The sequence below is a fragment of the Enterococcus ureasiticus genome (assembly GCF_001730285.1).
In the GTDB taxonomy this organism is placed as follows: domain Bacteria; phylum Bacillota; class Bacilli; order Lactobacillales; family Enterococcaceae; genus Enterococcus_L; species Enterococcus_L ureasiticus.
This window is the reverse complement of sequence record NZ_MIJZ01000012.1, coordinates 328,187-354,573: the sequence shown is the minus strand read 5'-3', so window position 1 is coordinate 354,573 and position 26,387 is coordinate 328,187. Positions and strand designations below refer to the sequence as shown.

The window sequence follows — 26,387 nt, the reverse complement described above, 5'->3', positions numbered from 1 at the left end:
AATTTTAATGGAAAATAACAAAATAAAAAGTATTCTGTGTGGACTTAGCGAGCAAGAGAGAGTTAAAATAGAAGATTTTTTACTTTCTGAAATTGATGATGAGAATTTACAAGAAACAATAGATTTTATAAATTCAGATAACGAAACTAAAATAAAAGAATATAAAGATATTCTTTATGAAGGAGATCAGTATGAGGGGGTATTTTTGGAAGGTAATCAATATTTACTTTCTAATACGGAAAGTAAAGTTTTAATAATTGATGTGTTAAGTGAAGAACATGGTGTTGATAAAAGCAATACAAGAGTACAATTAAACAGAGAAAATTTTATTGACTTGATAAAGAATAGAAAAGAAGTAATTGACTGTATAAGAAACATGCACCAACAAAAATAGCAGAAATATTTAATATATTTCATAAGATTCTATTCTCTTGTCTAATTGGAGCCTATTGAAACGGTACAGTAAAAAAATACTGATACCGTTTTTTAGGGCATCAAAAAAATTAAGAAAAAATCAAATGCCGAATATGGATGGCTTAGAGTACAAGCAAATTGATTTTAACGGCGGAAAAGTCTGGTGTTGGGTCAAAGAAGGATGAACGATAGCTGATCCAGAAGATATCGAGAAATCATTCCTATTTAATGACTGGGTTGCTCGAATGCTGGAAAAGTATGGTCCAGATTACTTCAAGACAGACAGGGAAAAAAGTTAACACCAGCAGAAAGACTTGCAAGAGGATTGTCGTTAGTCAATAGTTTAGTAGCGTTAGGTGTTGGAGCTAAGCAGATTACGAATGTGGGTAAAGGAAAAGCGGGACAAACGGCGAAAAAACCGCCGATCGTTGATAGTGGGACTAAGGTTGCAGTGGAAACAACTACGAATAATAAATTGCCTACAATACACAAACCAAATACTGTTATAAAAAGAGTAGATGAAAATGGTAAATTAATTAGCGAAAGAATTTTTGATGAGAATGGAAGAGTAATTAAAGATATTCATCATACTGACCATGGTAATCCCAAATTACACCCCAAAGTTCCTCATGAACATACCTGGGATTGGTCGGATCCCAAAAAACAAGACCATCAAAATAATAGAATAGGAGTTCAACATGAAAGGATTAATAATTAGAGAATTAAAAACAAGTTATATAGCAAATATGGCAGAAATATTTAATTTGCTCCCACAAAAAGAATTAGACAAATTTTGGCTTATTAGTAACTATGAATGTAATATTTATCCATTTGAACAGATACCAATAGACAAAGATTATGTTTGGATGAAAGGTACAGAGTTAAAAGAGCTTTTTAATCAAGAAGAAATAATGTTTATTTGGGGTGTATTTACAAGTTTTCCAAATGGAACTACACTAAATGATGTTTTGAATGTTCCTCTACCAACAGCAGATGGTAATGAATCATTGTGGAGTCCCAAAGTAGAAATAATTCATCCTTTAGGAGATACGGAATTTATTTCATGGGATGGTACAGTGTTATTAGTCAAGGCAAAAGATATGAATATTCTTGATAAATTTACAGAGGTATATTCTTCTGTATCTAAAGATTTAGAAGAGTATAATTCAAATTAAATGAAAAAGGCATTTTATGAAAAGTTTGGTAATCAATTGATAACACCTAGAATAATAAAACTTAGCCTCATGAATCAAGTGGCCAATAAATACTCAAAAACTGGAATGACTGTATTTGTCTGTTCAGAGACAAATACAGTATTAAATAAAAAAAGGAATTTATCACAAGACTGGTAATTAAATGATAAAGCCTTGACTAGTAAGCAGAAAATCGCCAATCAAGTTACCAATAGCTGACAAAAATCGAACTGTATTCATTGTAAAACCATCTAAAGAAAATTTGACTATAAGAAGAACTATTCGTGATGTAGATATGACTAATCACGGAAATTCTAAAAAACATCCTGAATACACTCTTGAACACAAATGGAAATATGATCCAGATGGAAATCCTAGCAGAAAATAAAGACTAAGGAGAAAAAACAATGGAATATAAAGAAATGGCAAATAGTTTATCTTATGGTGAAGAATATAACTTTTATTATAATGGAGAAGAATATTGGATGAGTAGAAATGATGATGGTAACTATCTAACGACTGTATCTAGTGAGGAAACTCAAGAGTTTAAAACTGCAACAGACTTATTGGAGAAGGCTCGAATAGGAGATAAAACTATTTTGAATATTTGGGAAGAAATAAAGGATCAGTTTTAGAATTAATAAAAGAGAGAAATATATTCTTATATTATCCTAAAATTAATGAAATCTTATATGATAAGTTTGGAGAATTTATTTTGGACATGATAAATGGAGAGCTAAATTAATGTTAGAGCATAGAGAAACAGCTGAAAAAATAAAAAATATTTACCAGATTGATGATACTTTTCCTATTACAGATGAAAAGTATGATAATTGGCTAAAAAAGTTGCTGAACAAAACAGAGGACGAAGTAGACGAAAATGATGTATACACAATGTTCTCACAGCATGAACTAGAAGATTTAGCAATAAAAAAAGCAATATCGTTTATTATAGAAGATCCACTAGCAGGAGAAATGTGGGATGGTCAATTTTTGGAGCAGTTAGCTAAAGAACCTATAGAAAAATTGAGTGCATATAAGGCGCAACTAAAGGAACTAACTACTTATATAGAACAGAACATAGACGAATCTATGTGGGATTTTGATTTTGAACGAGATGAGATTATGGAAGGATACGATGAATTCAGAAGAGCAGTATCCAAATTATAAGGCTACAAAATAAGTTGGGCAAATAATATTATGTCTCCAATGGAAAACAATAAAGGGAGAAATGTGTTATGTGGAAAAATTTATCTTTAAAAAATGTTTCAAAAATTGAACGATGTGTCGGTGAGTAGAATATTTGGATGGTAGGAATTCTTCCTTATGGAAAAATGAAAATAAAGATTTATGAAGATAATACAGATACGTTCTCTGGATACACAGATGTTAATATAAAATTGAGATCTGATGATAATTATCCAGAGAGTGCTGTTGGTTTTGGTAAAACTCAAGAGGAAGCACTCACAGAAACCATAAACAATTTTAATGATCTTTTAGAAAGAGAGTATCCGAAAGAACAATATCCGAATGGTTTGTCAGAAAGTCATATTGAATATACAGAACCATCAGATTTCTAATGAAGTATAGAATAAAAAAGGCAGTTTATTATCCGATTGATTTTAGTTAGTAAGCTCTTGATTAATAAGCATATACTCACTAATCAAGTCATCAATAGCTAACAAAAGCGAGTCGTATTTGTTGTGAAAAAATTCCAGAGATTTTTCTAGACATTTCAAAGGTGCATTATTGCATATTATCAAACGTAAAAAAGATATTATGAAGTAAAATTTTTAAGAAGCAAATAATGAAAGAATAGATGTTAAAGAAGTCAAAAGAGTATAATTAAGAAAATAATAAAAGTTGGAGAAAACAGGTTGAATTTTAGAAACATACTAAATGACGTAAAATCAAAAATAACTAAATTGAAAAAAGTCCCACTACTCATTTTTTCCATACTACTACTCTTCACTATCTATATATACAACAACCAGAACAACCTCAAATCAAAATACAAAAGTGATAAATTTGAATACACTGTATATTACGAATCATTCGTAGGGCAAAGCTCGGAGAAGTTCCTTCTATTTGATGATGATGGAAATGAAGAACTTTGCACAGTCGTATTAAAAATCGATGCTCAAAAGCAATTCGGTAAAAATTATCTATACATCTATCAAGAAACGGACAACGACGAAGGCGAGTTCATGGCTTATTCAACGACTAGTAGTAAAGATGGGGTAGGAATGGACAATGGTCTCAGGCATATAGAAACAGATGAGGAATGGGAGTTGCTTGAGGAAGTATTTGATACCTATCTAGCACAAGAATAAAAAAACGGAGGAAAAAACAATAGAATTAAACGATATGGAGTCACTGTATAACCATCTGAAAAAAAGAAAAGAGGATTATGTGCTTACTGGTGAAATTGTCGGACGGCTACCTGAATTAATCACTCACTGCCCAACAGAAGTAGATCAATTCGTTTGGTTTTCTGGCGGTATTCTTTTTTGGCTGATTCATTGGAGATCACAGCGTAAAGTGTATGAAAAACTTGGAATCAGTAAATTAGAACAAAAAATTATCCGTATTCTAGGAGATTATGAAGCGAATTTTAAAAATGAATATTGTGTTTTAGTTCGAAAAGAAATTTAAAAATACGGAATGCCTGTACAATTAGTAGGATATACTAATTGTTATAGAGAAGTTATGATGGTGGCTACTTCTGAAAGGTGGAGGTGCTTATGAATGTAAGTACTAAAATCTATGGAAGGAGAAAGCCTTTTGTCTGCATTAGAGACAATTAAGTTGATTCTAAGCTTTGGTATGTTTACCATTACTTTGATCAAATTGATTGTTGCTTTGCTTAAAGACAAAAAGAAATGACCGTTCAATAACTTTGGCAAGTTAGCGATCATTTCAAAATGATATAAGATTTGCTACCGTCTTAAACAGCTCTATACCAGAGGGATATGTTAACGCATATCCCTCTTTTCATCTACATTACACTAAATTTTTCAATAAAAAACAAGCTGGCTACTCATTTAAAAAGAGTAACCAACTCATAGAATTCTACTTAAGTTTGCTGAAACTGACTATTATACAACGATGCATACAACGAAGGTTTCGCCAATAATTCTTGGTGATTGCCTTTTTCCACAATATCGCCATCTTTCATCACTAAAATCAAATCAGCATTTTCAATCGTAGACAAACGGTGTGCAATCACAAAGCTTGTTCGATTATTTGTCACTTCGTCCATTGCTTTTTGAATATGAGCTTCCGTTCGAGTATCCACGCTAGACGTCGCTTCATCCAAAATAACCACAGGAGGATTTGCCAATATGATTCTGGCAATCGTCAATAATTGTTGCTGTCCTTGTGACAATGAGCCGTTTTCGCTGGAAATGATCGAATCATAACCATTTGGCAATGTTCGAATAAAGTGATCACATTGCGCAATTTTAGCAGCTTCAATGACTTCTTCCCGTGTTGCGTCCATTCGTCCATACGCGATATTCTCCGCAATCGTTCCTTCAAACAGCCACGTATTTTGTAAAACCATTCCAAACATGGCACGTAGATTTGTTCTTGAAAGATCTGTGATATCCACGCCGTCAAAGGTGATTCGACCGCCATTTAATTCATAAAAACGCATCAGTAAGTTCACTAACGTTGTTTTACCGGCACCAGTTGGTCCAACGATTGCCACCATTTGTTTCGGTTTAACCGTGAAATCAACTTGTTTCATCAACATTTTTTCTTCTGTATAACCAAACTGAACCTTATCAAAAGCAATGGCGCCAGTTGGTTGATCGATGATTTGTACGTTTGCTTTTTCTGGAACATCATCTTCGGCATCTAAAATCTCAAAGATCCGATCAACAGCTGCCAACGCTGCTTGAATCGAGTTAATGACGTAAGAAGCGGTAGAAATTGGTTCAGACACTTGATTGATATATTGTAGATAAGCTTGAAGCAACCCAATCGTGATACCACCTTGTAAAACTAAGAACGCACCAATGATTGCACTGACGATAAAAGCCAATTGATTGATCAAACGAATCGCTGGATAAATCGCAAAGTTCATAAATTGCGCACTTAGAAAGGCTTTGTAATGCTGTTGATTCGTTTGTGCAATAACCTCTTTCGCATGAGCTTGTTGATTGAATGTTTTTGTCACTAAATTACCTGATAAAAACTCTTCTGTTTTGTTATTTAAAATCCCAAGTTCTGCCTGACTTACTTCGGCCAGTTTCTTATTTTTATTCGCAATTTTTCCTGTTAAGAATGAACTTCCTGCAATCAGTAAAACTACGATCAATGTCAGTTTTACGTCGATGTAGAATAACATGATCCCAGCAAAGACGATCGTTGAGATCGATGTGAAGAATTGATTGATCCCAGTTAGGAAAACTTGTGACAATTGATTTAAACTAGTTGTTGTTCGGCTTAAAATATCCCCAACTTGGTGTTGGTCAAAAAAGGCCATTGGCAATGATTTGAACTTTTTCGTGACTTCTTTTCTGACTCTTAATGTGATCCGTTCGCTTAAAGAAGCCATCACACGTTCTTGGGTGTATGACATTAAACTACTGATGATCGAAAATACGATCAGAATCAAAACAGGTGTCAATAAAGCTTCTTGCACCATTGGGAAGGTAATATGACCGACTCCATGAGTTTTGATTAGTGTAAGCAAATCATCGATGGCGATACCCATGATGAAAGGCATGGCAATGACTAAGGCATTACCGATCAAACTACATAAAATCAAACCGAAAAATATCGGGCGTTCAGGTCGAATCAATTGAAAGAATCGTTTTAATGTTTGTTTATTTAATTTTTCCATCAGACTAGCGCTCCTTCCTTGATAATCCCTTGTGAGCGGGCAAACTCTTGGTATGTTTTATTACTTTGTAAGAGTTGATTGTGAGTTCCTTGACCTACGATTTTTCCTTCATCTAGGACAATAATGTTATCAGCTTGTTGGATCGTGCTTAATCTTTGTGCAACAATCAGCAATGTTTTATCTGCCATTTCTTCTTTTAAAGCGAGTCTTAATGCGGCATCGGTTTGATAATCAAGCGCTGAAAAGCTATCGTCAAAGATATAAATATCGGCAGGTTTGATCAACGCTCGAGCGATACACAAACGTTGTCTTTGACCACCAGAGAAGTTCGTTCCACCTTGAGCCACAAATGAATCGTAGCCATCTTCTAAGGTAGCAAGGTAGGATGCAAGTTGAGAAATTTCAGCTGCTCGATCCATATCTGCTTTCGTTGCTTCAGGATAGCCCATCAATAAATTGCTCTTGATGGTTCCGCTAAATAGAAAGGCTTTTTGAGGAACGTAACTGATTTTAGAACGTAATTCTTCTTGCGTAACATTTCGAATATCCACGCCATCAAATAATATCGCACCATCTGAGACGTCGCTAAGTCGTAATAACAATTTAGCAACCGTACTTTTACCAGATCCTGTTCCGCCAACGATAGCGGTTGTTTTTCCTTTAGGAATACTGAAATGGATGTGCTCTAAAACGGGTTCATCAGCTTGATCATAACTGAATGTCACGTGATTTAACTCGATCAAAGCGTCTTGTGAACTTGAGTTTTCAAGTAAAACTGGTTGATCAGTATCAAGAATTTGGTCTTGCGTATTCAAAATTTCTTCGATTCTTTTTACTGAAGCAAGGGATCTAGGCAACATAACTAAAACCATTGCTGCAATCATCAAGTAAGCGAGCGTTAGTAAAGAATATTCCACGACGGCTGAAACAGTACCAATTTGCAAAGTCCCAAGCGCAACTAAATTTCCGCCAAACCATAGAATAGAAGAGAAAACGATCCCCATAAGCAAGAAGGCAACCGGCGTAATAAAAGCAAAAATACTATTTACTCGAATCATGCCATTCGCATAGTCTGAAAATGTTTTATTTGTTCGTTCTTCTTCATAATCTTGATTATTAAAAGCCCGAATCATATTGATCCCAGTAAAAAACTCTCGTAAAGTCACGATGATCTTGTCCATTTTAGGTTGGATCAATAAGGAAAGAGGTGTCCCTTTTTTCATTAAGATATAAACGATCAATCCAAAAGCTGTAATTGCGATCAGTGGAACTAAAGCTAATGTCGCTGAGTAAGTGAAGGTCATATAAAGTGAGAATATGGCAATGATCGGAGCTGGTAAAATTAGCTGTAGAAACAACACGATCATTTGCTGAATATTGTCAACGTCATTTGTCATTCGTGTCAATAGCGAACCAGTTCCAAAATTGTCTGCATCTTTAATAGAAAATATTTGAAGCTTGTTGAAAAACATCTCCCGTGTTTCTAAACCAAATTTCGCTGCTACTTTAGCTGAAAGATAACTTCCAGCAATGGCTGAGAGCGCACCAAATAAAGCCATTGCGAGCATTTTAATTCCAATTGTTTTGATCGATTGCTCGTCGTCGCTCGCAATCCCCACATCGATCAATTGAGCAACGAGTAACGGTACCCCAAGTGTCCCGATAATTTGCAAACATAAGCAAATTACTGTAGTAAAAATAAGTGTCCTATTCTTTTTAATGAAAAACTGAATGATTTTCATGTAAATTCCTCCTTTTAAAGACTCAAAGGGAATTCTACACCTTCAAGTCACTTGAATGTCAACGGTTTTTGTTTATAATTAAAATAAGAGGTGAGCTTATGGAAAAAGAGAAATTATTGACGGTAGGACAAGTGGCTGAAATCATGAAATTACCCAAGTCAAAGATTCGTTATTGGGATGATATGAATTTACTGACATCCTCTAGAAATAGACATAATGGTTATCGGATGTTCGATATGGAGGATATTCTAACAATCAGTGATATTGATTTTTACCGTAAGCTTGATATACCCATCAATAAAATGACGAACCTTTATCGAAAATCGCCAGAGGAATTATGGACTATATTAGATGAAACAGAAACGAGAGTTGCTGCAGAGTTAGCTGAACTTGAGAAAAAGCAACGAGGAATCAAACACAGAAAAGACCAATTATTGAGCTTGATCGAGTTGAAAGAAAAAGAATTTCTTGATGAGCCATTAGATGTAGAACGAATTATTCCGATTGATTTAAAAGATCCAAATGAATTACAGACGTATATTGACAATCCTTCTAGTCTAGTGGTTTGCATCGATCCTAAAAATGAAAAAGAAATCATCTACGGTTTTGCCGTAACTACAAAAGAATTTGTAGAAGAAGCCACAATTTGGCAACAAATAGAGCAACCAAAATATTCATATAAACAATTTCTGCTGACAATCAAATCAGATGATCCTTCAGAAAATAATTTCCGGTCGATGAAAGAAAAATTGGAGAAACAAGGCTATCAGACAGGAACAATGGTTGGACGCTATATCATGACTGCGGAGGATCAAGAAGGATTTTACCGTGATTATTACAAAGCGTGGATCGAAGTAAATAAGTAAAGTAGGGCATAAATATCGTAAACTTACTGAGAAGATGCTATGATTTAGCCAATCAAAAAAGGATGATCGACCAATGAAAAAATTGCAAACAATTCAAGAGGTATTAACCTTTATAAATGAAACACATCTGGCTTTTTTATATGTCTCACAAGAAAATTGCTCTGTGTGTCACGCGCTTAGACCTAAATTGACCGAACTATTAAAACACTATCCTAAAATAAAATTAAGAGAAGTGGAAGCGGATAAAGTCAAAGCAATTTCAGCTGAATATTTAATTTTCTCAGCACCGACCTTACTTTTTTTTGTCGATGGAAAAGAGTATCTTCGTGAAGGGAAATTTGTTCAGTTTAAAAAATTAGCTAATTCGATTGAGCAAGTGTATTCGTTTAAAGAGAGCCAAATATAATGTGTGAGGGTATCTGTTATCAAAATGTAAGCGTACTATTGACAAAGAAAATAAGACGTTGTATACTTTGGTCAACGGATCGTTACTGGTTAAGCAGGCGTGACCTCTCACATTACTTTTTTTGGTGATGTTTGATATGGTCAGGTCTTTTTTCGTTTTTCAAGTCAAGAACAGGAGATAATTTCAATGAAAATACTGAAAGTTTTTAATAATAATGTTTCTTTGGTTTTAAATGATGACAATATCGAAGAAATCATTATGGGCAAAGGCGTCGGCTTCAACAAGCGTGAAGGTGACGTGATCGATTCAGCCCTGATTGAAAAAAGATTTGTTCTTGAAGGTAACAATTCCGTTAATAACTTAGACAACCTGCTTGCACGAATCGATATTGAAGATATTGAACTGGCCAGTGATATTATTCAATTAGGCGAAGCAGAATTAGAACAGTCTATTGATGATTCTATTTTGCTGACATTGTCCGATCATATCGGTTTTGTCTTAAATCGAGCAGCAGAAGGGTTGCAAATGCGCTCACCATTGGAGTGGGACATCAAACAGATTTACACAAAAGAATATGCCTTTGCATTAAAAGCCGTTCAGATGATGCGAGAGAAAACAGGTATTGAGATTCCAGACCAGGAAGCAGCCTTTATTACCCTTCATTTTGTAAATGCCTATAACTCAACTAGTAATATGAACGAAACAATGTTGACAACCAAAATCATTCAAAGCATTATCGATATTATTAAATACCATTATGGGAAAGAGTATGATGAAACGTCTTATGATTTTACTCGTTTCATTACCCATATTCGTTACTTTGTCAAAAGACAGTTGGATAAAGAAGTTTCATCAAATGAGGATTCATCCTTGATCAATCTGATCGCTGTCAAATATGAACAAGATTATCAGTGTGCAGTCAAAATCAAAACATTTTTGGAACAACAATATGATTGGAAAATTTCCAATGATGAATTGATGTACTTAACTCTTCACTTAAATCGCTTATCAAGCAATCAATAGGATCGTTACTGGTGAAGCAGGCGTGACCTAAGAAAAACACTTAGTTTATAAGTGTTTCTTAGGTCACTTTTTTTATAAAAAAAATGAATCGAAGAGAGGAACTACCATCATGCGTTATGAAGAAGAGAGTAAAAAAATCATCGAACTTGTCGGTGGCAAGTCGAACATCAATAGTTTAGTTCACTGTGCGACGCGTTTAAGATTCAGTTTGAAGAATACAAAAAAAGCGGATAAAGAAGCTTTGGAAAAACTACCGTATGTAATGTCTGTGGTCAATAGTGGTGGACAGTATCAAGTAGTGATCGGTAGTAAAGTACCAGATTATTATGCGGCGATCCAATCGTTGGCTGACTTAAATGAAGATGCACCTAAGACTGAAAAAAAACTAAGTTTCAATTATGTGTTTGAAGTGATCTCTGGTGCCTTTTCACCATTGATTCCAGCAATGGCAGGTTCTGGAATGATCAAAGCTGTATTAACGATTTTAGTTGAAATGAAACTCTTAGCGGATACTAGTTCAACTTACATGGTATTGAGTGCTGCGAGTAATGCAATCTTTTACTTCTTACCTGTTTTTCTGGGAATCACGTTGACTAAAAAAATTGGCGGCAATATGTATGTGGGTGGGGTAATCGGTGCAGCGTTACTGGAACCGTCATTTACTGGAATGATTGGTCAGGAAAAACTTGATTTTCTAGGAATCAATTTAAATGTTGTTGATTATGCAACGACTATTTTCCCGATTTTTGTAGCAATTTTTATCTACTCATTTGTGGATAAACTTTTACGGAAAATTATATTTAGAGACCTACAATTATTTGCAGTGCCGATGTTTAGTTTGATGATCATGGTTCCGTTGACAGCCTTACTTTTCGGTCCTTTTGGAACAGTGATCGGTGATGCATTATCACAAGGTGTTATGTGGTTGATCGGCAAAAGTGCGCTGCTTTCAGGAATCGTATTAGGCGGCGGAATGCCATTCATGGTCATGTTTGGTCTGCATTGGGGCTTTTCACCAATTACGCTTGAAAACTTGACTGTTATGGGTGGTGATTCCATTGAAGGAATGGCTGTTGCGGCTGTTTTTGCTCAAATTGGGATCGCAATCGGTTTTTATTTAAAATCGAAAAAACATTCTAAAATGAAAGCTTTAGCTGGACCGTTAGCGTTGACTGGTTTATTTGCAGGGGTAACAGAACCAATCGTTTATGGGCTGATTTTAAGATACAAACGTTTATTGCCAATCGTAGCAATTTCTGGTGCCATTGGTGGTGCAATATGTGGTGTGACCGGTGTTACGATGAATGCTTATGTGTTCCATAATATTTTCTCTATTCCAGTTTATACACCTAAAGTTGGTTATTTCATCGGAGTGGGTGCCGCTTTGATCGCAGGTGCAATATTGACGTATTTCTTCGGTGTCAAAGAAGATGAAATGACAGATTTCTTACCAGAAACAGATCAAGGGGAAGATGATTTTCAAGAAGAACCGTTGAGCGAACAAGTAATGAATGAAACGACGGTTTATGCACCACTTGAAGGAACTGTGATTCCATTGAAAGAAGTAGATGATGATGTATTTTCGAGTGAAATTGCTGGAAAAGGAGTAGCCATTATTCCGACTGACAATAAAGTAGTTGCGCCATTTGATGGAACCGTCGTAGCGATTTTCCCGTCAAAACATGCAATTGGATTAAAATCAAATGGAGGCAGTGAATTATTGATCCATATCGGAATCAACACAGTCAATTTAAATGGCGAACACTTTGAAACAAAAGTTGAAATGGGCGATACGATCAAACGTGGGCAAACGTTACTAGTATTTGATCGTGAAAAGATCGAACAAGAAGGCTATGCAATGACATCACCAGTGATTTTAACAGATGGTCAAAGTATGGAAACGATGAACATTATCAATACCACTGAGTCAGTAACTCCCGCAACAAAACTATTTGTTGTAGGCTCAAGCAAGGAGGAAACGGATAAATGAGAAACGATTTCTTATGGGGTGGTGCAGTAGCTGCTCATCAAGTCGAAGGCGGTTTTAATCAAGGTGGTAAAGGCGTGAGTATTGCAGATGTAATGACCTCTGGTTCAAAAGATCACGCTAGAGAAATTACAGATGGTATTATAGAAGGGAAATTTTACCCTAACCATGAAGCAATCGATTTTTATGGTCATTACCAGGAAGATATCCAATTGTTTGCTGAGATGGGCTTTAAATGTCTAAGAACGAGTATTGCCTGGACGAGAATTTTTCCAAATGGTGATGAACAAGAACCGAATGAAGCTGGACTAGCGTTTTATGACGATTTATTTGATGAATTATTGAAACATGGCATTGAGCCTGTTATTACGTTGTCACACTTTGAGATGCCGTATCATTTGGTTAAACACTATGGCGGCTGGCGTAGTCGTGAACTGATCGGATTTTTCACTAAATTTGCAGTGACCGTGATGGAGCGTTATAAAGACAAAGTAAAATACTGGATGACCTTTAATGAAATCAATAATCAACGCATTTTGGAAAATCCAATCTATTCCTTTACCAACTCAGGTATTCTTTATCATGAAGGCGAAGATAAATTAAAAACGATGTATCAAGCAGCGCATTATCAATTTGTGGCGGGGGCAATTACAGTTGCTGAAGGGAAAAAAATCAATCCTAATTTTCAAATCGGTTGTATGCTGGCGGCAACACCAAACTATCCGCTGACGAGTGACCCTAATGATATTATCGCGGCTCAGCAAGAAGATGAAAAGCAATTATTCTTTACGGATGTCCAAGTAAGAGGAAATTATCCACGGTGGTCAATTAAAGAATGGGAAAGAAACGGCTATGAACTGGATATTACGGATGAAGATTTACAGACATTAAAAGCTGGAACCGTAGATTATATTGGCATCAGCTACTATTTAAGCAATACGATTTCAACACGACCAGAAGCGATTCGTTTGGAAGATGATTTGCTTGGAGACAGCTCTCTGGTTGAAAATCCTTATGTTAGTATGACGGAATGGGGCTGGTCGATTGATCCGGCTGGATTACGTCACTATCTAAATCTTTTAAGTAATCGTTATGAGCGCCCGATCTTTATTGTAGAAAACGGTTTTGGTTATGCGGATACTTTAATAGAAGATAAAGTACACGATACAGAAAGAATCGATTTTCTTAGCCAACATATCAAAGAAATGAAAAAAGCAATTGAGCTAGATGGTGTAGATGTTTTAGGCTACACGGTTTGGGGCTGTATCGATCCAATTTCATTTACAACTGGAGAAATGCGTAAGCGCTACGGGTTTATTTATGTAGATCGTGACAATCAAGGGAATGGTTCATTAAAACGCATTAAAAAAGATTCGTTTGAGTGGTACAAACACTTGATCCAAACGAATGGAGCAGAAATCTAAACTACATTATTATAGAAGTTTCTCTCACTGTATTTTAGTAAAATAAATACAGTGAGAGCTTTTTTCTGTAAAAAAGCATAAAATAGAGTGGATAGATAGAGAATGGGGAATTAATGAATGAAAAAAAAGATCGGATTTATTTTACTTAGTATAGTAGTAATAGTAGGGGCAATCATTTATTTTAATCGGAATCAAGAACAGCAAGAAGAGGCATTATTCAAAAAAGAAGCCATTGAATTTTGGGTAATCAGTGATCCGCATTATATCGATAAAAGTTTAACGGATTCAGGGATCGCATTCAAAAAAATCAAAGAAACAGCAGCAGGAAAAGAACTGGATTATCAAAAAGAAAGCTGGCAGTCATTTATCAACAAAGCCATTAAACAAAAACCAGATATGCTGATCATTACAGGAGATTTAACGTTAAATGGGGAAAAAGTCAGTGCTGAAAAGCTAGCTGAATTACTCAAACAATTAACAAACAAAGGAATCAACGTTTTTGTCATTCCAGGAAATCACGATGTCAATGACGGCTGGGCTAGAAAATTTGTTGGGGATAAACAGGAAAAAACAGAGGCGATTTCAATCGCTGATTTTAAAGAAATATTTGCTGACTTTGGGTATCAAAATGCTACGAACTACGATAAAAATTCATTAAGCTATTCAGTGTCAGTCAATCAAAAATATAATTTTCTGTTCCTTGATTCCAATATATATCCAGAAGATAATCAGCCTCAAACAAGCCCCACAACTGGTGGTACGATTCGCGGTAAAACAATGAAATGGGTCAAAAAGCAACTAGAAAAAGCAAAACAAGAAAAGAAAAAAACGCTGGTTTTCGTGCATCACAATATTTATGCTCATAACAAGCTATTATCAAGCGGCTTTGTTCTCAACAATGCAGACGAATTCAAGCAAGTATTAGTAGAATATCAAGTACCGATTGTTTTTTCTGGCCATATCCATGCTCAAGATATCATGACTGAAACGATAAAAGATCAACCGCTAACTGAAATTGTATCCAGTTCCTTTTCGATTGCACCTCAAGCTTATGGTGTAGTCAAACTAAATGAAAATTCATTTGACTATCAAAAACAAGAAAATACGCATTCCGTTTCTGAAATAGAAAATTATCCTCAATACATCAAAGAACTTTTTATTGAAGATGGAAAAAGACTAGGCTATTCTCAATTGATCGATGCTGGCTTATCAGATAGCCAAAAATTAGATACGGCAGCTGAATTTGTGGGGCAGGTCAATTATCGCTTTTTCTCTGGGAATGATTTTATTACAGATAAAGAAGTAGAAAAAATCAAAGCAGAAGCTGGGTATCAAATCATTACTGAACATAGCAAATTTTTAAAAGAATACATCGATTCGATTATTCAAGACAACAACCAAGAAGATAATCGATTAAAACAGAATTTTGATTAATATATTCTTTACAGACTTCCCAAATTTCAGATGAATGAGGGGAGTTTTTTTATTGATAGCTTTTGGTTATCATACCTGCGAATAAACTATTATCAGTTTCACGCGTTTTGTACTATCATAATAAGATAAAGAAAACGCTATAAAAATAAACGATAAATGAAGCAGAGGAGCGAAAATCATGGAATTGATTTCAGGTGAAAAGGGATTTGAATTGGTACACCAAAGTGGCAACTGGTTATTAAAAAAGGATATCGGGTTTTCGCCAGTTGAAATGTTAGTTGCATCTATCGGTGCCTGCGGAGCCTATGTTTATGAAAAAATATTAACCAATTCTAACATCGATTTTACGATTGAAAAGGTCGATATCTCTTATGAACGAGCAGAAGCTAAACAAGCGAAACCTTTAAGTCGCGTCGTGATTACTTTTTCAATCCATATTGCAGAAGATGAACAGGGGAAAGCTGAGCGAGCACTGAAATTGATTGGAAAGAACTGTCCAGTCATGCAATCGCTAGACCCAGAAATAGCAGTTGTTGAAAACCTGATTTTTGTTTAGTTTAGCATCAATTGTTCCATAAGGAGGAATAGAATGAAGAAGTTTTTTGTAATTAGTACACTTTCACTCTTAGTTTTTGTGACAGGTTGTAATTCGGCTGGAAAAACAGAAGTGAATGAATCGAAAAAAGCAGTTGTTCACTTTACCGAACCAGCAGAACTGCTCACTCTTGATACAACGCAGGAAGAAGATTTCACTAGTTTCAATGCTCAAAATCAAGTCCTTGAAGGGCTTTACCAATTAAATGAAAAAGATGAAGCAATTCCAGCTGTAGCCAAAGAATTACCAGAAATCAGCGGAGATAAGCAAACATATACGATTTCTCTAAGAGAAGATGCAAAATGGTCAAATGGCGATCCTGTTACAGCTAAGGACTTTTTATACGCCTGGAGACGAGCAGTTACACCAGAAACGGCACCGTCCTATGCGAGTCTATTCGTTTCTTCTATCAAAAATGCAGATGCTATTTATCAGGGGCAAATGGAGCCAGAGCAACTTGGGGTAGAAGCGCCCGATGAGCATACATTAGTGATCCATCTGATCAAACCAATTCCTTACTTTACTTCTTTACTGACGTTTGAAACATTTTTCCCAATCAATCAAGCGTTTGCTGAAAAACAAGGGAGTGACTATGGAACTTCTGCTAAAACAACTATTTATAATGGCCCCTTTGTTCTAGAAGATTGGGAACAAAATTCTGATACTTGGAAATACGTCAAAAATCCAGAGTATTGGGATAAGAAGAATGTGAAAGTTGATGAAGTTCAAACAACCGTTGTAAAATCAACAAGCACAGCAGTTAATTTATATCAAACGGATGAGTTAGATCGAGTTGTGTTAGATGGAGAATTTTCTAAACAATATAAAAATGATCCTGATTTTCAAAATCAAAATGACACAAAAATGGGGTATCTACGGTTTAATCAAGGTCAAGGCAAACCGTTGGCAAATCTTAACTTACGCAAAGCAATCTCTTTAGCAATCGATCGAGAAACCTTCGTGAAGAATGTCTTAGGAGACGGTTCTATTGCAGCAACAGGATTCGTTCCAGAGAACTTTGTTCAAAATCCAAAAACAAACGAAGATTTCCGGAAAGAAAGTGGCGTTCAGCAAATATTCGATAAAGCCGCAGCACAAAAAGCGTATACACAAGCGAAAGAAGAGTTGAATAAAGAAAATATCACATTAGTTTATCTAACTAAAGATACAGATACAGAGAAAAAAACAGCTGAATATTTGGCTAGTCAAATCGCTGAAGTATTGCCAGGTATCAAATTTGAAATCACCACATTACCAAGTAATAATGTGCAGGAACGTTATTTATCTGGGGATTATGACATTGCTTTTGGTCAGTGGATGCCCGATTTTAAAGATGCGATCACATTTTTAGATATGTTTGCCTCTAATTCAGGGTTAAACCACGTCAATTACAAAAATCCAGCATATGATCATTTGATTCAAGCTGCATCTGATACGGATGCAGCGGATGAAGAAAAAAGATGGTCAGATCTATTACAAGCAGAACATCTTCTATTAGCAGAAGATTATACGATCTCACCGATTTATCAACAACAAACAGCATTACTGCAAAAGAAAAATATCAGTGGGGTAGTCAAACATAGTTTTGGTTCGCCGTATAGCTTTAAATATATTCAAGTAGAAGAAACCAAATAATTAAAAGCTAGAGCAAAGTGTAAAAACCTTGCTCTAGTTTTTTTGTGAAAAAAAGAATTATTTTTCACTTGACACATGAACGATTATTCATGTATTATAGGTTTATGATATATGAACGAATATTCATTTGAAAGAAATAAGATGTATTTTTTCAGAAAGCAACCAAAAAGGAGGAAGAGTAAAATGGAAACAACAAAAGCACACAATCACAATTGCTCAAATGAAAAAGGACATGACCATGACAGTAGTCATGGACACGATCATAGCCATGGAAAATCCCCAGTTATTTTATTTTTTACAGGATTAGCTATTTTTATTGGGGCATTCTTCATTAATGAAGGCTCTTTATTACAGAATATTCTCTTTGTCAGTGCGATGTTACTATCTGGTTATCACATCATTATAGAGGGTATTGAAGATACGATCAGTGAATCAAAAGAGCAAAGAAAGTTTGTACCGAATGTCCATATTTTGATGACCTTAGCCGCATTTGGTGCAACGATCATCGGAAATTATGAAGAAGGAGCATTACTGATTATCATTTTTGCAGCAGCACATTTTCTTGAAGAGTATGCAGAAGCCCGCAGTAAAAGAGAAATTACCAATCTACTTAAAATGAACCCAACAGAAGCTCGCCTGATCCAAGCTGATGGCAGCGTGAAGACAGTTGACGTGGCTACTCTAAAGATCGGTGACAAATTACAAGTATTAAATGGTGACCAAATTGCGACAGATGGCATTATTCTATCGGGAAGGACTTCAATCGATGAATCGTCTATCAATGGTGAAAGTATCCCTAGAGAAAAAACAGTTGGTGACGAAGTATTTGGTAGTACCATAAACGGCAGCGGTACATTTACGATGGAAGTTACGAAAGACAGCGATGATACAGTGTTTGCCAAAATTCTTCAATTAGTTAATCAATCGCAATCGAACTTATCCAAAACGGCAACTAAGATTCAAAAATTAGAACCTTATTATGTGACGATCGTTTTAATTGTAGTACCGATTTTTATTGCAGTGGGTCCGTTTTTATTTAATTGGTCATGGGATGAGAGTTTTTATCGCGGGATGGTATTTTTGATTTCAGCATCACCGTGTGCACTGGCAGCTAGTGCTGTACCAGCAACGTTATCAGGAATCTCCAATTTAGCGAAAAGAGGTGTTTTATTTAAAGGTGGCTCTTATCTAGCCAACTTGGCAACGATCAAATCAGTCGCTTTTGATAAAACGGGAACATTGACGAAAGGCAAACCATCCGTAACAGATTTTTATTTCTTGACCGATACAGCACAATTAACGGAGCAAACGTGTATCGATTTAATTGTTGCAATGGAAAAAACAGCTAATCATCCTTTAGCTAATGCAATCTTGGCCAAATTTAATGCTACAACAGAATTGACATTAACAGTGGAAAATGAAATTGGTAAAGGGCTAGTGACAGAATATCTTGGTGATACTTATCAAATCGGTAAACCAGAAATTTTTGGTCTAGTGAATACCCAAATCAATGCTCATAATGAACAATACGCAAAAGAAGGTAAAACCGTTGTTTATTTTGCTAAAAATAATGAAGTAATCGGTTTGATTGCGATGATGGATGTACCAAATGAAAATGCAAAGAACGTGATCAGTTATCTGAAATCACAAGGTATCCACACAACAATGATCACTGGCGATGCGGAATTAACAGGACAAGCAGTTGGACGTCAAATTGGAATCGACGAAGTTGTTGGGAATGTCTTACCAGAAAATAAAGCCGCGATCATCAAAGACCAACAAGTTCGTTTTGGCAATGTAGCGATGCTAGGTGATGGTGTCAACGATGCACCAGCGTTAGTAACAGCAGATATTGGTGTAGCGATGGGAGATGGTACAGATATCGCAATCGATGTAGCGGATGCGGTATTGATGCAAAATGATTTGACTAAATTCAGTTATGCTCATAAAATTTCTAAACGTTTGGATCGAGTTGTTTGGCAAAACATCATCTTTTCAATGTTTATCGTAGTTCTATTGATCACCTTGAATATTCTTGGAAAAATGGATATCACGATTGGTGTTATTGCGCATGAAGGTAGTACCTTGCTAGTTATTTTGAACGGGCTACGCTTATTGCTTCCATCGAAAGAATAGAAAAATGAAGAAATTGATTTATCGTCAGCTGGTTATCAAGATCCATTTGATTGGGATATGACTCACAGAGTCGTATTCCAATCATTTTTTATACTAGATTGAATTGTTGTGATTGAAAAGTGGCTTTTAAACGGTAAATCCAATTATTGCCATCAATGATTTATTATTAAAATGCTTCATACGGATAGTTTAGTTAAAAATGAACTTGTAAACTGTGAATATTTCCAAGGTTTTATGTGAAAAAACAGTGAACGATGAAAAAAATCATCTAATACAATTGCTCTTTTATAATTAAATTAATAACAAATAAATAGAGGGTTTTAATTTATTAAAAATGAATAATATTATTTTTAATATTTGGGAACGGTATTTTTAATAATAGGATATTTTTATTTTTTTTAAAAAACATACATTTTTTGTTGTATTCAATTATTGGTTTTGATTGATTTTTGTATATAATAAGGGCGTTTTTTCACGATAGGGAAGGCGAAATGATTATTTAGTTGTTTAATCAATTATACATATATGATGGATTGAATCTATTTGTTTTTATATCATGAAACAAAAAATAATGACGATTTTTGGTTATGTTTATAATAAAAAAACATTATTTCCTTTTTTATAAATGTGTTTTTTTAAAATAATAGACTAGACAGTAATTTTAGGTTCGCTAAAATGAAAATAAACTGCTCTTTCAGTTTGTTTGTTTGAGCTTTTTCTGATAAAATAGAAAGAGGTAGGCACGTTTTTTTAAGGTTTTGGAGTATCGTTTTTTATCAAACGTATAATAGCGATATATGATGAGCATGTTTAGCTGAGTGAGGTGTATTGACAGTTACTGAAAAACACACTTAGTAGTGAAGTTGATTATTTTTACAATAAAAAGTTTACTGCACGTGTCACTATAGTTACATATATAGACAAACACATAAATTACTTAGTATTTAATTAGCACGTTTAGAAAAATAATCAATAAAATAAGAGATAGCCCCATTTTTGTAGAAGGAAGTGAGCATATGCTAAAAATTTTTGGCAAAGGTAAAAAAAGAAAAAAATATGAAGATTACGATGAATATGATGACGAAGATTACGACGACGATGAATATGATGATGATGAAGATTATGACGACGAAGACTACGACGATGATGATTATGATGACGACGAAGACTACGACGATGATGATTATGATGACGACGAAGACTACGACGACGATGATGACGATGATGAAGACTACGACGATGATGATGAAGATTATGATGACGATGATGACGATGAAGAAGAAGCTCGCTCATTATTCTCAATGAAAAAGAAAAAGCAGGCTCCAGTACCTAGAAAGCCTAAACCAAAGAAAAAGAGACCGCCAGTCAACGAAGTGATCGATGATGACGAATTAGAAGAACTTCAAGAAGAAAATGAACAGCTTCAAAGCCAACTTCGAGAGCTAAAAGTAGAGCTACGTAAGAGTAAGAGAGAAAATTCTCAATTACAAAATGAAGTAGAAGCTGCACGTCAAACAAGTGAATCATTGGAAAATGAATTGTCAATGGTACAAGCTGTACCAAAAGATTATGATGCTCGTATGGCAGAACTGGAACAAGTAAAAAGTAAATACAATAGCTTACTACGTGAAAGTAATCGTCAAATCGATGAAACTGACTTAAACCGTAAAAAAGCAGAACGCTTTGCAAATAAAATCAGACAGTACGAACAAGAGCTTCTAGCAAAACAAGAAGAAATCGATAAACTTTCAGAAGATCGTATCGTGATCATGGCATCAGATACACCAACAGATACAGGTGCCTATGAAGAATTAGCGAAAGTTCGTCAAGAGCTAGAAATGACAAAACGTCAACTTGCTCAAAAAACGATGGATGTTGATCAACAATTATCTAAAGAAGACATTGGCGAAGTTTTATTGGATGCCAAGAGACAAGCAAAAGAAATCATCAATCAAGCAAATCAACGTGCACAGCTTATCAATGAAGAGACTAAGAAAAAAGCTGGAGTTTTAAAACGCTTAGAACGCGCAGAACAAGAATACCAAAACTATTACAAACGCATCAAAGATGTTAAAGAAGAATCAGAACAAGCATTCAACCAAATCATCAACTTGGTGAAAGACGATCCGTATCAATAATGAAGGAGAGGACACAAAATGAAAAAAAGAAATCTAAACAGTAAAAAGTTACGATTATTAAGTGTAGGGTTACTTACTTCAAGTGCTGTCCTTTCTGTTACCGATGTTGAACCAATCGTTGCTAAAGAAATTGACAATCAAGCAACTTCTGGTTCCGAAGAACACGAGAGTGTGGCAATTTTATCTTCAACTAAGGAACATGAAACAACAGAAAGTACAGTAGAAGGCATAGAATCTAGTTCCTCTACCGAAAATAGTACCACTTCTTCAACAGCTGATTCGACTGAAGAAACAAGTAGTGAATCGTCCAGTTCATCAGATGAAACTAGCTCTACACAAGACACAACAGAGTCAACAAATACATCTGACACGAATACGTCAACAACAAGTACGTCAACGACTGGCACAACGACAAGTACAACAAGTAGCAGTACTGACTCAAGTACGACGAGTTCAACAACAACTCCGTCAAAACCGAAACCAAAGCCAAAACCAACTAAACCGAAACCTGCACCAAGCAGACCAACACCACCGGTTCAAGGTCCAATCCAACAACGTCCGAGTGTAACAACTCCGCAACCAAGTACTGGTTCTACAGTTGGAACGGTTACCGGAAACAACACCAGTGGAAGTTCAGCTAGCGGATCAGATCAGGTATTCCATATCAGTCCCAATCTGACAACTAAAAGTTTTGTAAAAGTAATTGGTGAGGATGCCCGCTCGATTGCTGGTGAGAACAATTTATATGCGTCAGTAATGATTGCTCAGGCGATTTTGGAAAGTGCTTCTGGAAATAGTGCATTAGCTTCTGCGCCAAATTATAATTTATTTGGTATCAAAGGTAGTTATGAAGGATCAAGTGCGAATTTCTTGACCAGTGAAGATAATGGCTCTGGCGGTATGTTTACGATTCGCTCTAATTTTAGAAAGTATCCCTCTTATAAAGAATCTTTAGGTGACTATGTGAAGCTTCTTAGAGGTGGTACCGATTCTAGCAGCGGATTTTATAGCGGTACCTGGAAAAATAATACAAAATCATACAAAGATGCGACGAAGTTTTTAACAGGACGTTATGCAACCGATACTAGTTATAATTCAAAACTGAATGGCTTGATCGATGCCTATGACTTAACGCAATATGATACGTTAAAAGATAAAAAGAAAACTAAAAAAGCTAAAAAAATTACCTTGAATACTTCTTTTGATAAGTTAGAGAAGAAAGAAGATCAAAAAGATGCAAATATCGAGTACCTTACACACGTCGTGAAAAAAGGTGAATCGCTAAAATCAATCAGTGATCTATATAATATTTCTACACTAGCTATTCTGGAGAAAAATCAATTGGACCGACGTATGTTATTCATTGGTCAAAAATTAAGTGTTCCTAAGCAAGAAGACAAAGAAACAACTGTAGCAAAAGAAGATGCTGTAGATCGTTCATTGGATATGGTTCAAAAATTATCTAATGCTTTTAATGATCAAGAAACTAGTCAAACAAACGCTAAAAAAGAAATAAAAACAGCATCATCGACTAAAAAGGAAACTACTGTCAAACAAGAATCAAAAACATCAAAAGAAACAACTACTAAAAAAGAATCAAAAGATTATCAAGTAAGTGCAACTCGTAAGAAGACAAAAGAAACATATGAAGTGAAAAAAGGAGATACTTTAGCAAGTATTTCTAAAAAGACTGGTATTTCAGTTTGGTCGTTAAAAGAGTGGAACGACTTAGATCAATACTTCTTAACTGAAGGACAGCAGCTTATCTTAGCGCCAGTTTATGATCTTCAATCATAAAAAACAAGAAAGGAGAACGGTTTAATGAATGATTATTTCGATGTTTTTTTTCATCAACAAGCAATCCCATTCACACTGGGGACCGTTCTCTACCAAAAAGATAACGCGGAAGAAATCGTTGAGGCGTGTGAAACACTCTATGAACGCTCAACAGGAGATTTCCTTACTTTTCGGGAGAATGATGAAATTTCCCGAAAAGTTATTTCTTCGCCTATCAAAAAGCATGTGGAAATTCAGTTTTTTCAGGCTCAATTAAATTGGGATGTTCTATTGGAAGAATTAGAAGAGCTTTTCCCACAATTTGTTTGGACCAAAATAGTCGAAGAAGTCGATGGTATTTTTAGTACATATTTCTGTGAATTGATTCCTGTTTCTTTTAGTTCTGAGGAAGAAGATGAGCCGATTCAATTTATCGTTTCAGCTAGCTTGGAACAGATGGGTTATTCAAAAGGCGAGTCTGTCAGCAGTATTCTAGAGGCAAAACTTCTTTCTGTTTTTCAGGAAGAAGAAAATGTACCTTTTTCTGGTGAAACACTAAGTTTTCCAGTAGAAGTATCTATAGAAGAAAATATTGAAAAAAAAGCAGAATTTACTCGCTCATTTTTAGATGAAGAAGAAACTGAATTAGATGAAGAAGAACCTGAAGATGAGGAAAGACTTGAAATTGAGCCAAAAGATGAAATTGAGATATTGGATATTGTTCGCTCAGAAGAAAGCGAAGTCCTTTTCTTAAAAGAAAGTTTAAAGCGAGAGAAAGCGTCAAAGGAACGTGTGCGGGTAGCAAAAGAAAAATTGGAGCACGAGCTGCTCGCCATAGAAAACAGCTTACTCGTTAGTGGCTTAAAACGGTTCAAGAAGTATCAGAAAACGTCAATTGACGAAGAAGACTGGTATAAACCTGTGCGTATTGATTTAATTCAGTATGATGATTTGTATAAAAAGGCGAAGTTTATTGAACAATCATGGCGGTTGAATCGGCAATTAGTAACAACCACTGAAAAAATGACCGTAACAAAAGATCAATGGACCTATGAACGAGCGCGTATTGAGAATATTAAAAATAGTGTCTCAGAAATGGATTTACGATCAATGATGGAGCAATGTCATTTAATTAATGAACGAGTTAAAATTCGTCCTGGGTTCCTGTTTTTGAAACCTAGAGTAAAATTATATCAAATCGATTATGAACAATTAGAGAAAATCAGTGCCTTTTTTGATATCATTCAAACTGAAAACAGACTATTGGAATCAGTGATTGAACAAAGAGAACACAATGTATAATCATTAATAAAGACAGCAGAAACACTAGGAAACTATAAGTGTTTCTGTTTTTTTTGTTAATAAATGGGGCAAAATAGCTCAGATTGCTGGATTTTATCTTTTGAAAATACATAGATTCTCCTAGAAAAGTACATTATTCAATGAAAAATTAGGTAGAAAATCTGTAACAATTCTAGATTTTTGTAACATTACATTCGTTATTAATTTGAATGATTGAAAATTTCAGAAAAAATCATGTTTTTTTCCATTCTTAAAATCAAACATAAATCCAGTGGGAACAGGTGTTTTGCTGCTTGTTTTTTACAGACTGTTACGCAACGAAAATACTCGTAACGAATTGTCACTGTATGTTCACCTATGAAATATTTTTAGATGTTAAAGTATGCAAAGTCGATAAACAAACGACGAAAATATTTTTTACAAAGGAGAAACAACATGAAATCACTTAAAACGATTTTATTAGCAACAACTTTGACTGCAGGATTTGGAATTTTTATGGGAACGACTGACGCGCACGCTGATAGCTTATATACAGTAAAATCTGGTGATACATTATCTACTATCTCTCACCAATTTAATGGAGACAATAGCTTGATCGATCTAATTGCAAAAGTTAATAATATTTCTAATATAAATATGATCTTTGAAGGAGAACAGTTAACGATCCGTACTGCTGAAGAAACGGTACAAGCACCAGCTCAAAAACAAGCAGCAGTTCCTGTACAGGAAACGCAAGCACCAGCCGCACCAGTTGTAGAAGAAGCACCAGCTACATCAACAACTGCTGCGACTACCTCTTCTGCAAAAGAATGGATCGCACAAAAAGAATCTAGCGGTTCTTATAGTGCAACTAATGGTAAATATATCGGTAGATATCAATTAGATGCTTCTTACCTAAATGGAGATTACTCAGAAGCCAACCAAGAAAGCGTAGCAGATAGCTATGTGGCAGGACGTTATGGTTCATGGGAAGCAGCACAAGCATTCTGGATGGCCAATGGTTGGTATTAAGCAAAATAGACCAAACATGAGTGTCTTATAGAGCTTTTAAAGTGAAGGTAGAATCGAAGGATATTTCGTTTCACCATTGTTTATCTAGATTCCATATGACTGGGATATGACTCTAAGAGTTATATCCCAGTTGTTTTTTTATTTAATAACCTAAGTGATATTAGGAGACCTTATATAAGAAGTGGTATAATTTAATTAAAAGGACTCTGTTCAAGAAAGGATGAAGGGAAATGCCTAAATTTTATAAAAATCTCCAAACAGGAGCAGTAATCACCGCTGCAGAATACAAGGCAAAAATCATGAATAACATGACAGAAACAAGTACGGATATAGGAACGATGGGTGTAGGGTCTTATAGTAATTTTGCCAATGATGTGTTTGAAGGGGAATTGGATAATTACAGTCAGTATATTCCGTATGATCCAGAGGAAAAAGAACAATAACCATTTTAAT

25 protein-coding genes are annotated in these 26,387 nt (G+C 35.2%); 23 read left to right on the top strand and 2 right to left on the bottom strand.

Going from position 1 to position 26,387, the window contains the following annotated elements; genetic code table 11:
* The first annotated feature begins 7 nt into the window (after positions 1-7).
* The 9 genes from BCR21_RS07610 to BCR21_RS07570 all read left to right on the top strand — a co-directional run bounded on the left by BCR21_RS07610 (position 8) and on the right by BCR21_RS07570 (position 4,493).
* On the top strand, positions 8-394 hold the full coding sequence (locus BCR21_RS07610; protein ID WP_069645886.1) for a hypothetical protein: 387 nt from the start codon (positions 8-10) through the stop codon (positions 392-394).
* A 345-nt stretch (positions 395-739) separates the two neighbouring features.
* Entirely contained in the window at positions 740-1,132 is a 393-nt protein-coding gene (locus BCR21_RS07605) for a hypothetical protein (protein WP_069645885.1), read from the top strand.
* Positions 1,113-1,589, top strand: coding sequence for a hypothetical protein (locus BCR21_RS07600; RefSeq protein WP_069645884.1), 477 nt, complete (start codon positions 1,113-1,115; stop codon positions 1,587-1,589). The genes BCR21_RS07605 and BCR21_RS07600 overlap by 20 nt, the downstream gene beginning before the upstream one ends.
* Before the next feature lie 425 nt (positions 1,590-2,014).
* On the top strand, positions 2,015-2,242 hold the full coding sequence (locus tag BCR21_RS07595) for a hypothetical protein (RefSeq protein ID WP_069645883.1): 228 nt from the start codon (positions 2,015-2,017) through the stop codon (positions 2,240-2,242).
* A 109-nt stretch (positions 2,243-2,351) separates the two neighbouring features.
* The gene (locus tag BCR21_RS07590; RefSeq protein WP_069645882.1) at positions 2,352-2,777 is read left to right on the top strand and encodes a contact-dependent growth inhibition system immunity protein; all 426 of its coding nucleotides are present in this window, start codon (positions 2,352-2,354) and stop codon (positions 2,775-2,777) included.
* A gap of 137 nt (positions 2,778-2,914) precedes the next feature.
* The gene (locus tag BCR21_RS07585; protein ID WP_069645881.1) at positions 2,915-3,187 is read left to right on the top strand and encodes a hypothetical protein; all 273 of its coding nucleotides are present in this window, start codon (positions 2,915-2,917) and stop codon (positions 3,185-3,187) included.
* A gap of 297 nt (positions 3,188-3,484) precedes the next feature.
* Entirely contained in the window at positions 3,485-3,940 is a 456-nt protein-coding gene (locus tag BCR21_RS16620; protein ID WP_167351771.1) for a DUF1292 domain-containing protein, read from the top strand.
* 34 nt (positions 3,941-3,974) lie between these two features.
* Entirely contained in the window at positions 3,975-4,262 is a 288-nt protein-coding gene (locus tag BCR21_RS07575; RefSeq protein WP_069645880.1) for a hypothetical protein, read from the top strand.
* Between the two features lie 129 nt (positions 4,263-4,391).
* The gene (locus tag BCR21_RS07570; protein WP_420809824.1) at positions 4,392-4,493 is read left to right on the top strand and encodes a putative holin-like toxin; all 102 of its coding nucleotides are present in this window, start codon (positions 4,392-4,394) and stop codon (positions 4,491-4,493) included.
* Between the two features lie 190 nt (positions 4,494-4,683).
* Here BCR21_RS07570 and BCR21_RS07565 read toward each other — a convergent pair whose 3' ends face one another.
* Together BCR21_RS07565 and BCR21_RS07560 are read right to left on the bottom strand one after the other, a co-directional pair.
* Complete coding sequence (locus BCR21_RS07565) at positions 4,684-6,459, bottom strand: ABC transporter ATP-binding protein (RefSeq protein WP_069645878.1); 1,776 nt, start codon at positions 6,457-6,459, stop codon at positions 4,684-4,686.
* Positions 6,459-8,201: an ABC transporter ATP-binding protein gene (locus BCR21_RS07560; protein ID WP_069645877.1), complete on the bottom strand. Its 1,743-nt coding sequence runs from the start codon at positions 8,199-8,201 to the stop codon at positions 6,459-6,461. Before BCR21_RS07560 ends, BCR21_RS07565 begins: the two co-directional genes overlap by 1 nt.
* 98 nt (positions 8,202-8,299) lie before the next feature.
* Between BCR21_RS07560 and BCR21_RS07555 the strand changes: the two genes are divergently transcribed.
* From BCR21_RS07555 to BCR21_RS07490, 14 genes are all read left to right on the top strand, one after another.
* Complete coding sequence (locus BCR21_RS07555; RefSeq protein WP_069645876.1) at positions 8,300-9,067, top strand: MerR family transcriptional regulator; 768 nt, start codon at positions 8,300-8,302, stop codon at positions 9,065-9,067.
* A 73-nt stretch (positions 9,068-9,140) separates the two neighbouring features.
* Positions 9,141-9,473: a thioredoxin family protein gene (locus BCR21_RS07550; protein ID WP_069645875.1), complete on the top strand. Its 333-nt coding sequence runs from the start codon at positions 9,141-9,143 to the stop codon at positions 9,471-9,473.
* Between the two features lie 186 nt (positions 9,474-9,659).
* Complete coding sequence (licT, locus tag BCR21_RS07545; protein ID WP_069645874.1) at positions 9,660-10,496, top strand: BglG family transcription antiterminator LicT; 837 nt, start codon at positions 9,660-9,662, stop codon at positions 10,494-10,496.
* A gap of 109 nt (positions 10,497-10,605) precedes the next feature.
* Positions 10,606-12,486 carry a beta-glucoside-specific PTS transporter subunit IIABC gene (locus BCR21_RS07540; RefSeq protein ID WP_069645873.1) on the top strand — a complete coding sequence of 627 codons (1,881 nt, stop codon included), beginning with the start codon at positions 10,606-10,608 and terminating at the stop codon, positions 12,484-12,486.
* Entirely contained in the window at positions 12,483-13,907 is a 1,425-nt protein-coding gene (locus tag BCR21_RS07535; protein WP_069645872.1) for a 6-phospho-beta-glucosidase, read from the top strand. Before BCR21_RS07540 ends, BCR21_RS07535 begins: the two co-directional genes overlap by 4 nt.
* A gap of 117 nt (positions 13,908-14,024) precedes the next feature.
* On the top strand, positions 14,025-15,341 hold the full coding sequence (locus tag BCR21_RS07530) for a metallophosphoesterase (protein WP_069645871.1): 1,317 nt from the start codon (positions 14,025-14,027) through the stop codon (positions 15,339-15,341).
* Between the two features lie 178 nt (positions 15,342-15,519).
* Entirely contained in the window at positions 15,520-15,897 is a 378-nt protein-coding gene (locus BCR21_RS07525) for an OsmC family protein (RefSeq protein ID WP_069645870.1), read from the top strand.
* Positions 15,898-15,930: 33 nt separating this feature from the next.
* Positions 15,931-17,571 carry a peptide ABC transporter substrate-binding protein gene (locus BCR21_RS07520; RefSeq protein ID WP_069645869.1) on the top strand — a complete coding sequence of 547 codons (1,641 nt, stop codon included), beginning with the start codon at positions 15,931-15,933 and terminating at the stop codon, positions 17,569-17,571.
* Between the two features lie 183 nt (positions 17,572-17,754).
* Positions 17,755-19,707, top strand: coding sequence for a heavy metal translocating P-type ATPase (locus BCR21_RS07515; RefSeq protein WP_069645868.1), 1,953 nt, complete (start codon positions 17,755-17,757; stop codon positions 19,705-19,707).
* A gap of 1,016 nt (positions 19,708-20,723) precedes the next feature.
* A complete protein-coding gene (locus BCR21_RS07510; protein WP_069645867.1) occupies positions 20,724-21,845 on the top strand; it encodes a hypothetical protein in 1,122 nt (373 codons plus the stop codon).
* Positions 21,846-21,863: 18 nt separating this feature from the next.
* Entirely contained in the window at positions 21,864-23,642 is a 1,779-nt protein-coding gene (locus BCR21_RS07505; RefSeq protein ID WP_069645866.1) for a glucosaminidase domain-containing protein, read from the top strand.
* 24 nt (positions 23,643-23,666) lie between these two features.
* Positions 23,667-24,923 (top strand): hypothetical protein, encoded by a 1,257-nt coding sequence (locus BCR21_RS07500; RefSeq protein WP_069645865.1) that lies wholly within the window; start codon positions 23,667-23,669, stop codon positions 24,921-24,923.
* A gap of 435 nt (positions 24,924-25,358) precedes the next feature.
* On the top strand, positions 25,359-25,934 hold the full coding sequence (gene apf / locus BCR21_RS07495; RefSeq protein WP_069645864.1) for an aggregation-promoting factor: 576 nt from the start codon (positions 25,359-25,361) through the stop codon (positions 25,932-25,934).
* A 230-nt stretch (positions 25,935-26,164) separates the two neighbouring features.
* Positions 26,165-26,377 (top strand): hypothetical protein, encoded by a 213-nt coding sequence (locus BCR21_RS07490; RefSeq protein ID WP_069645863.1) that lies wholly within the window; start codon positions 26,165-26,167, stop codon positions 26,375-26,377.
* The last annotated feature ends 10 nt before the right edge of the window (positions 26,378-26,387 follow it).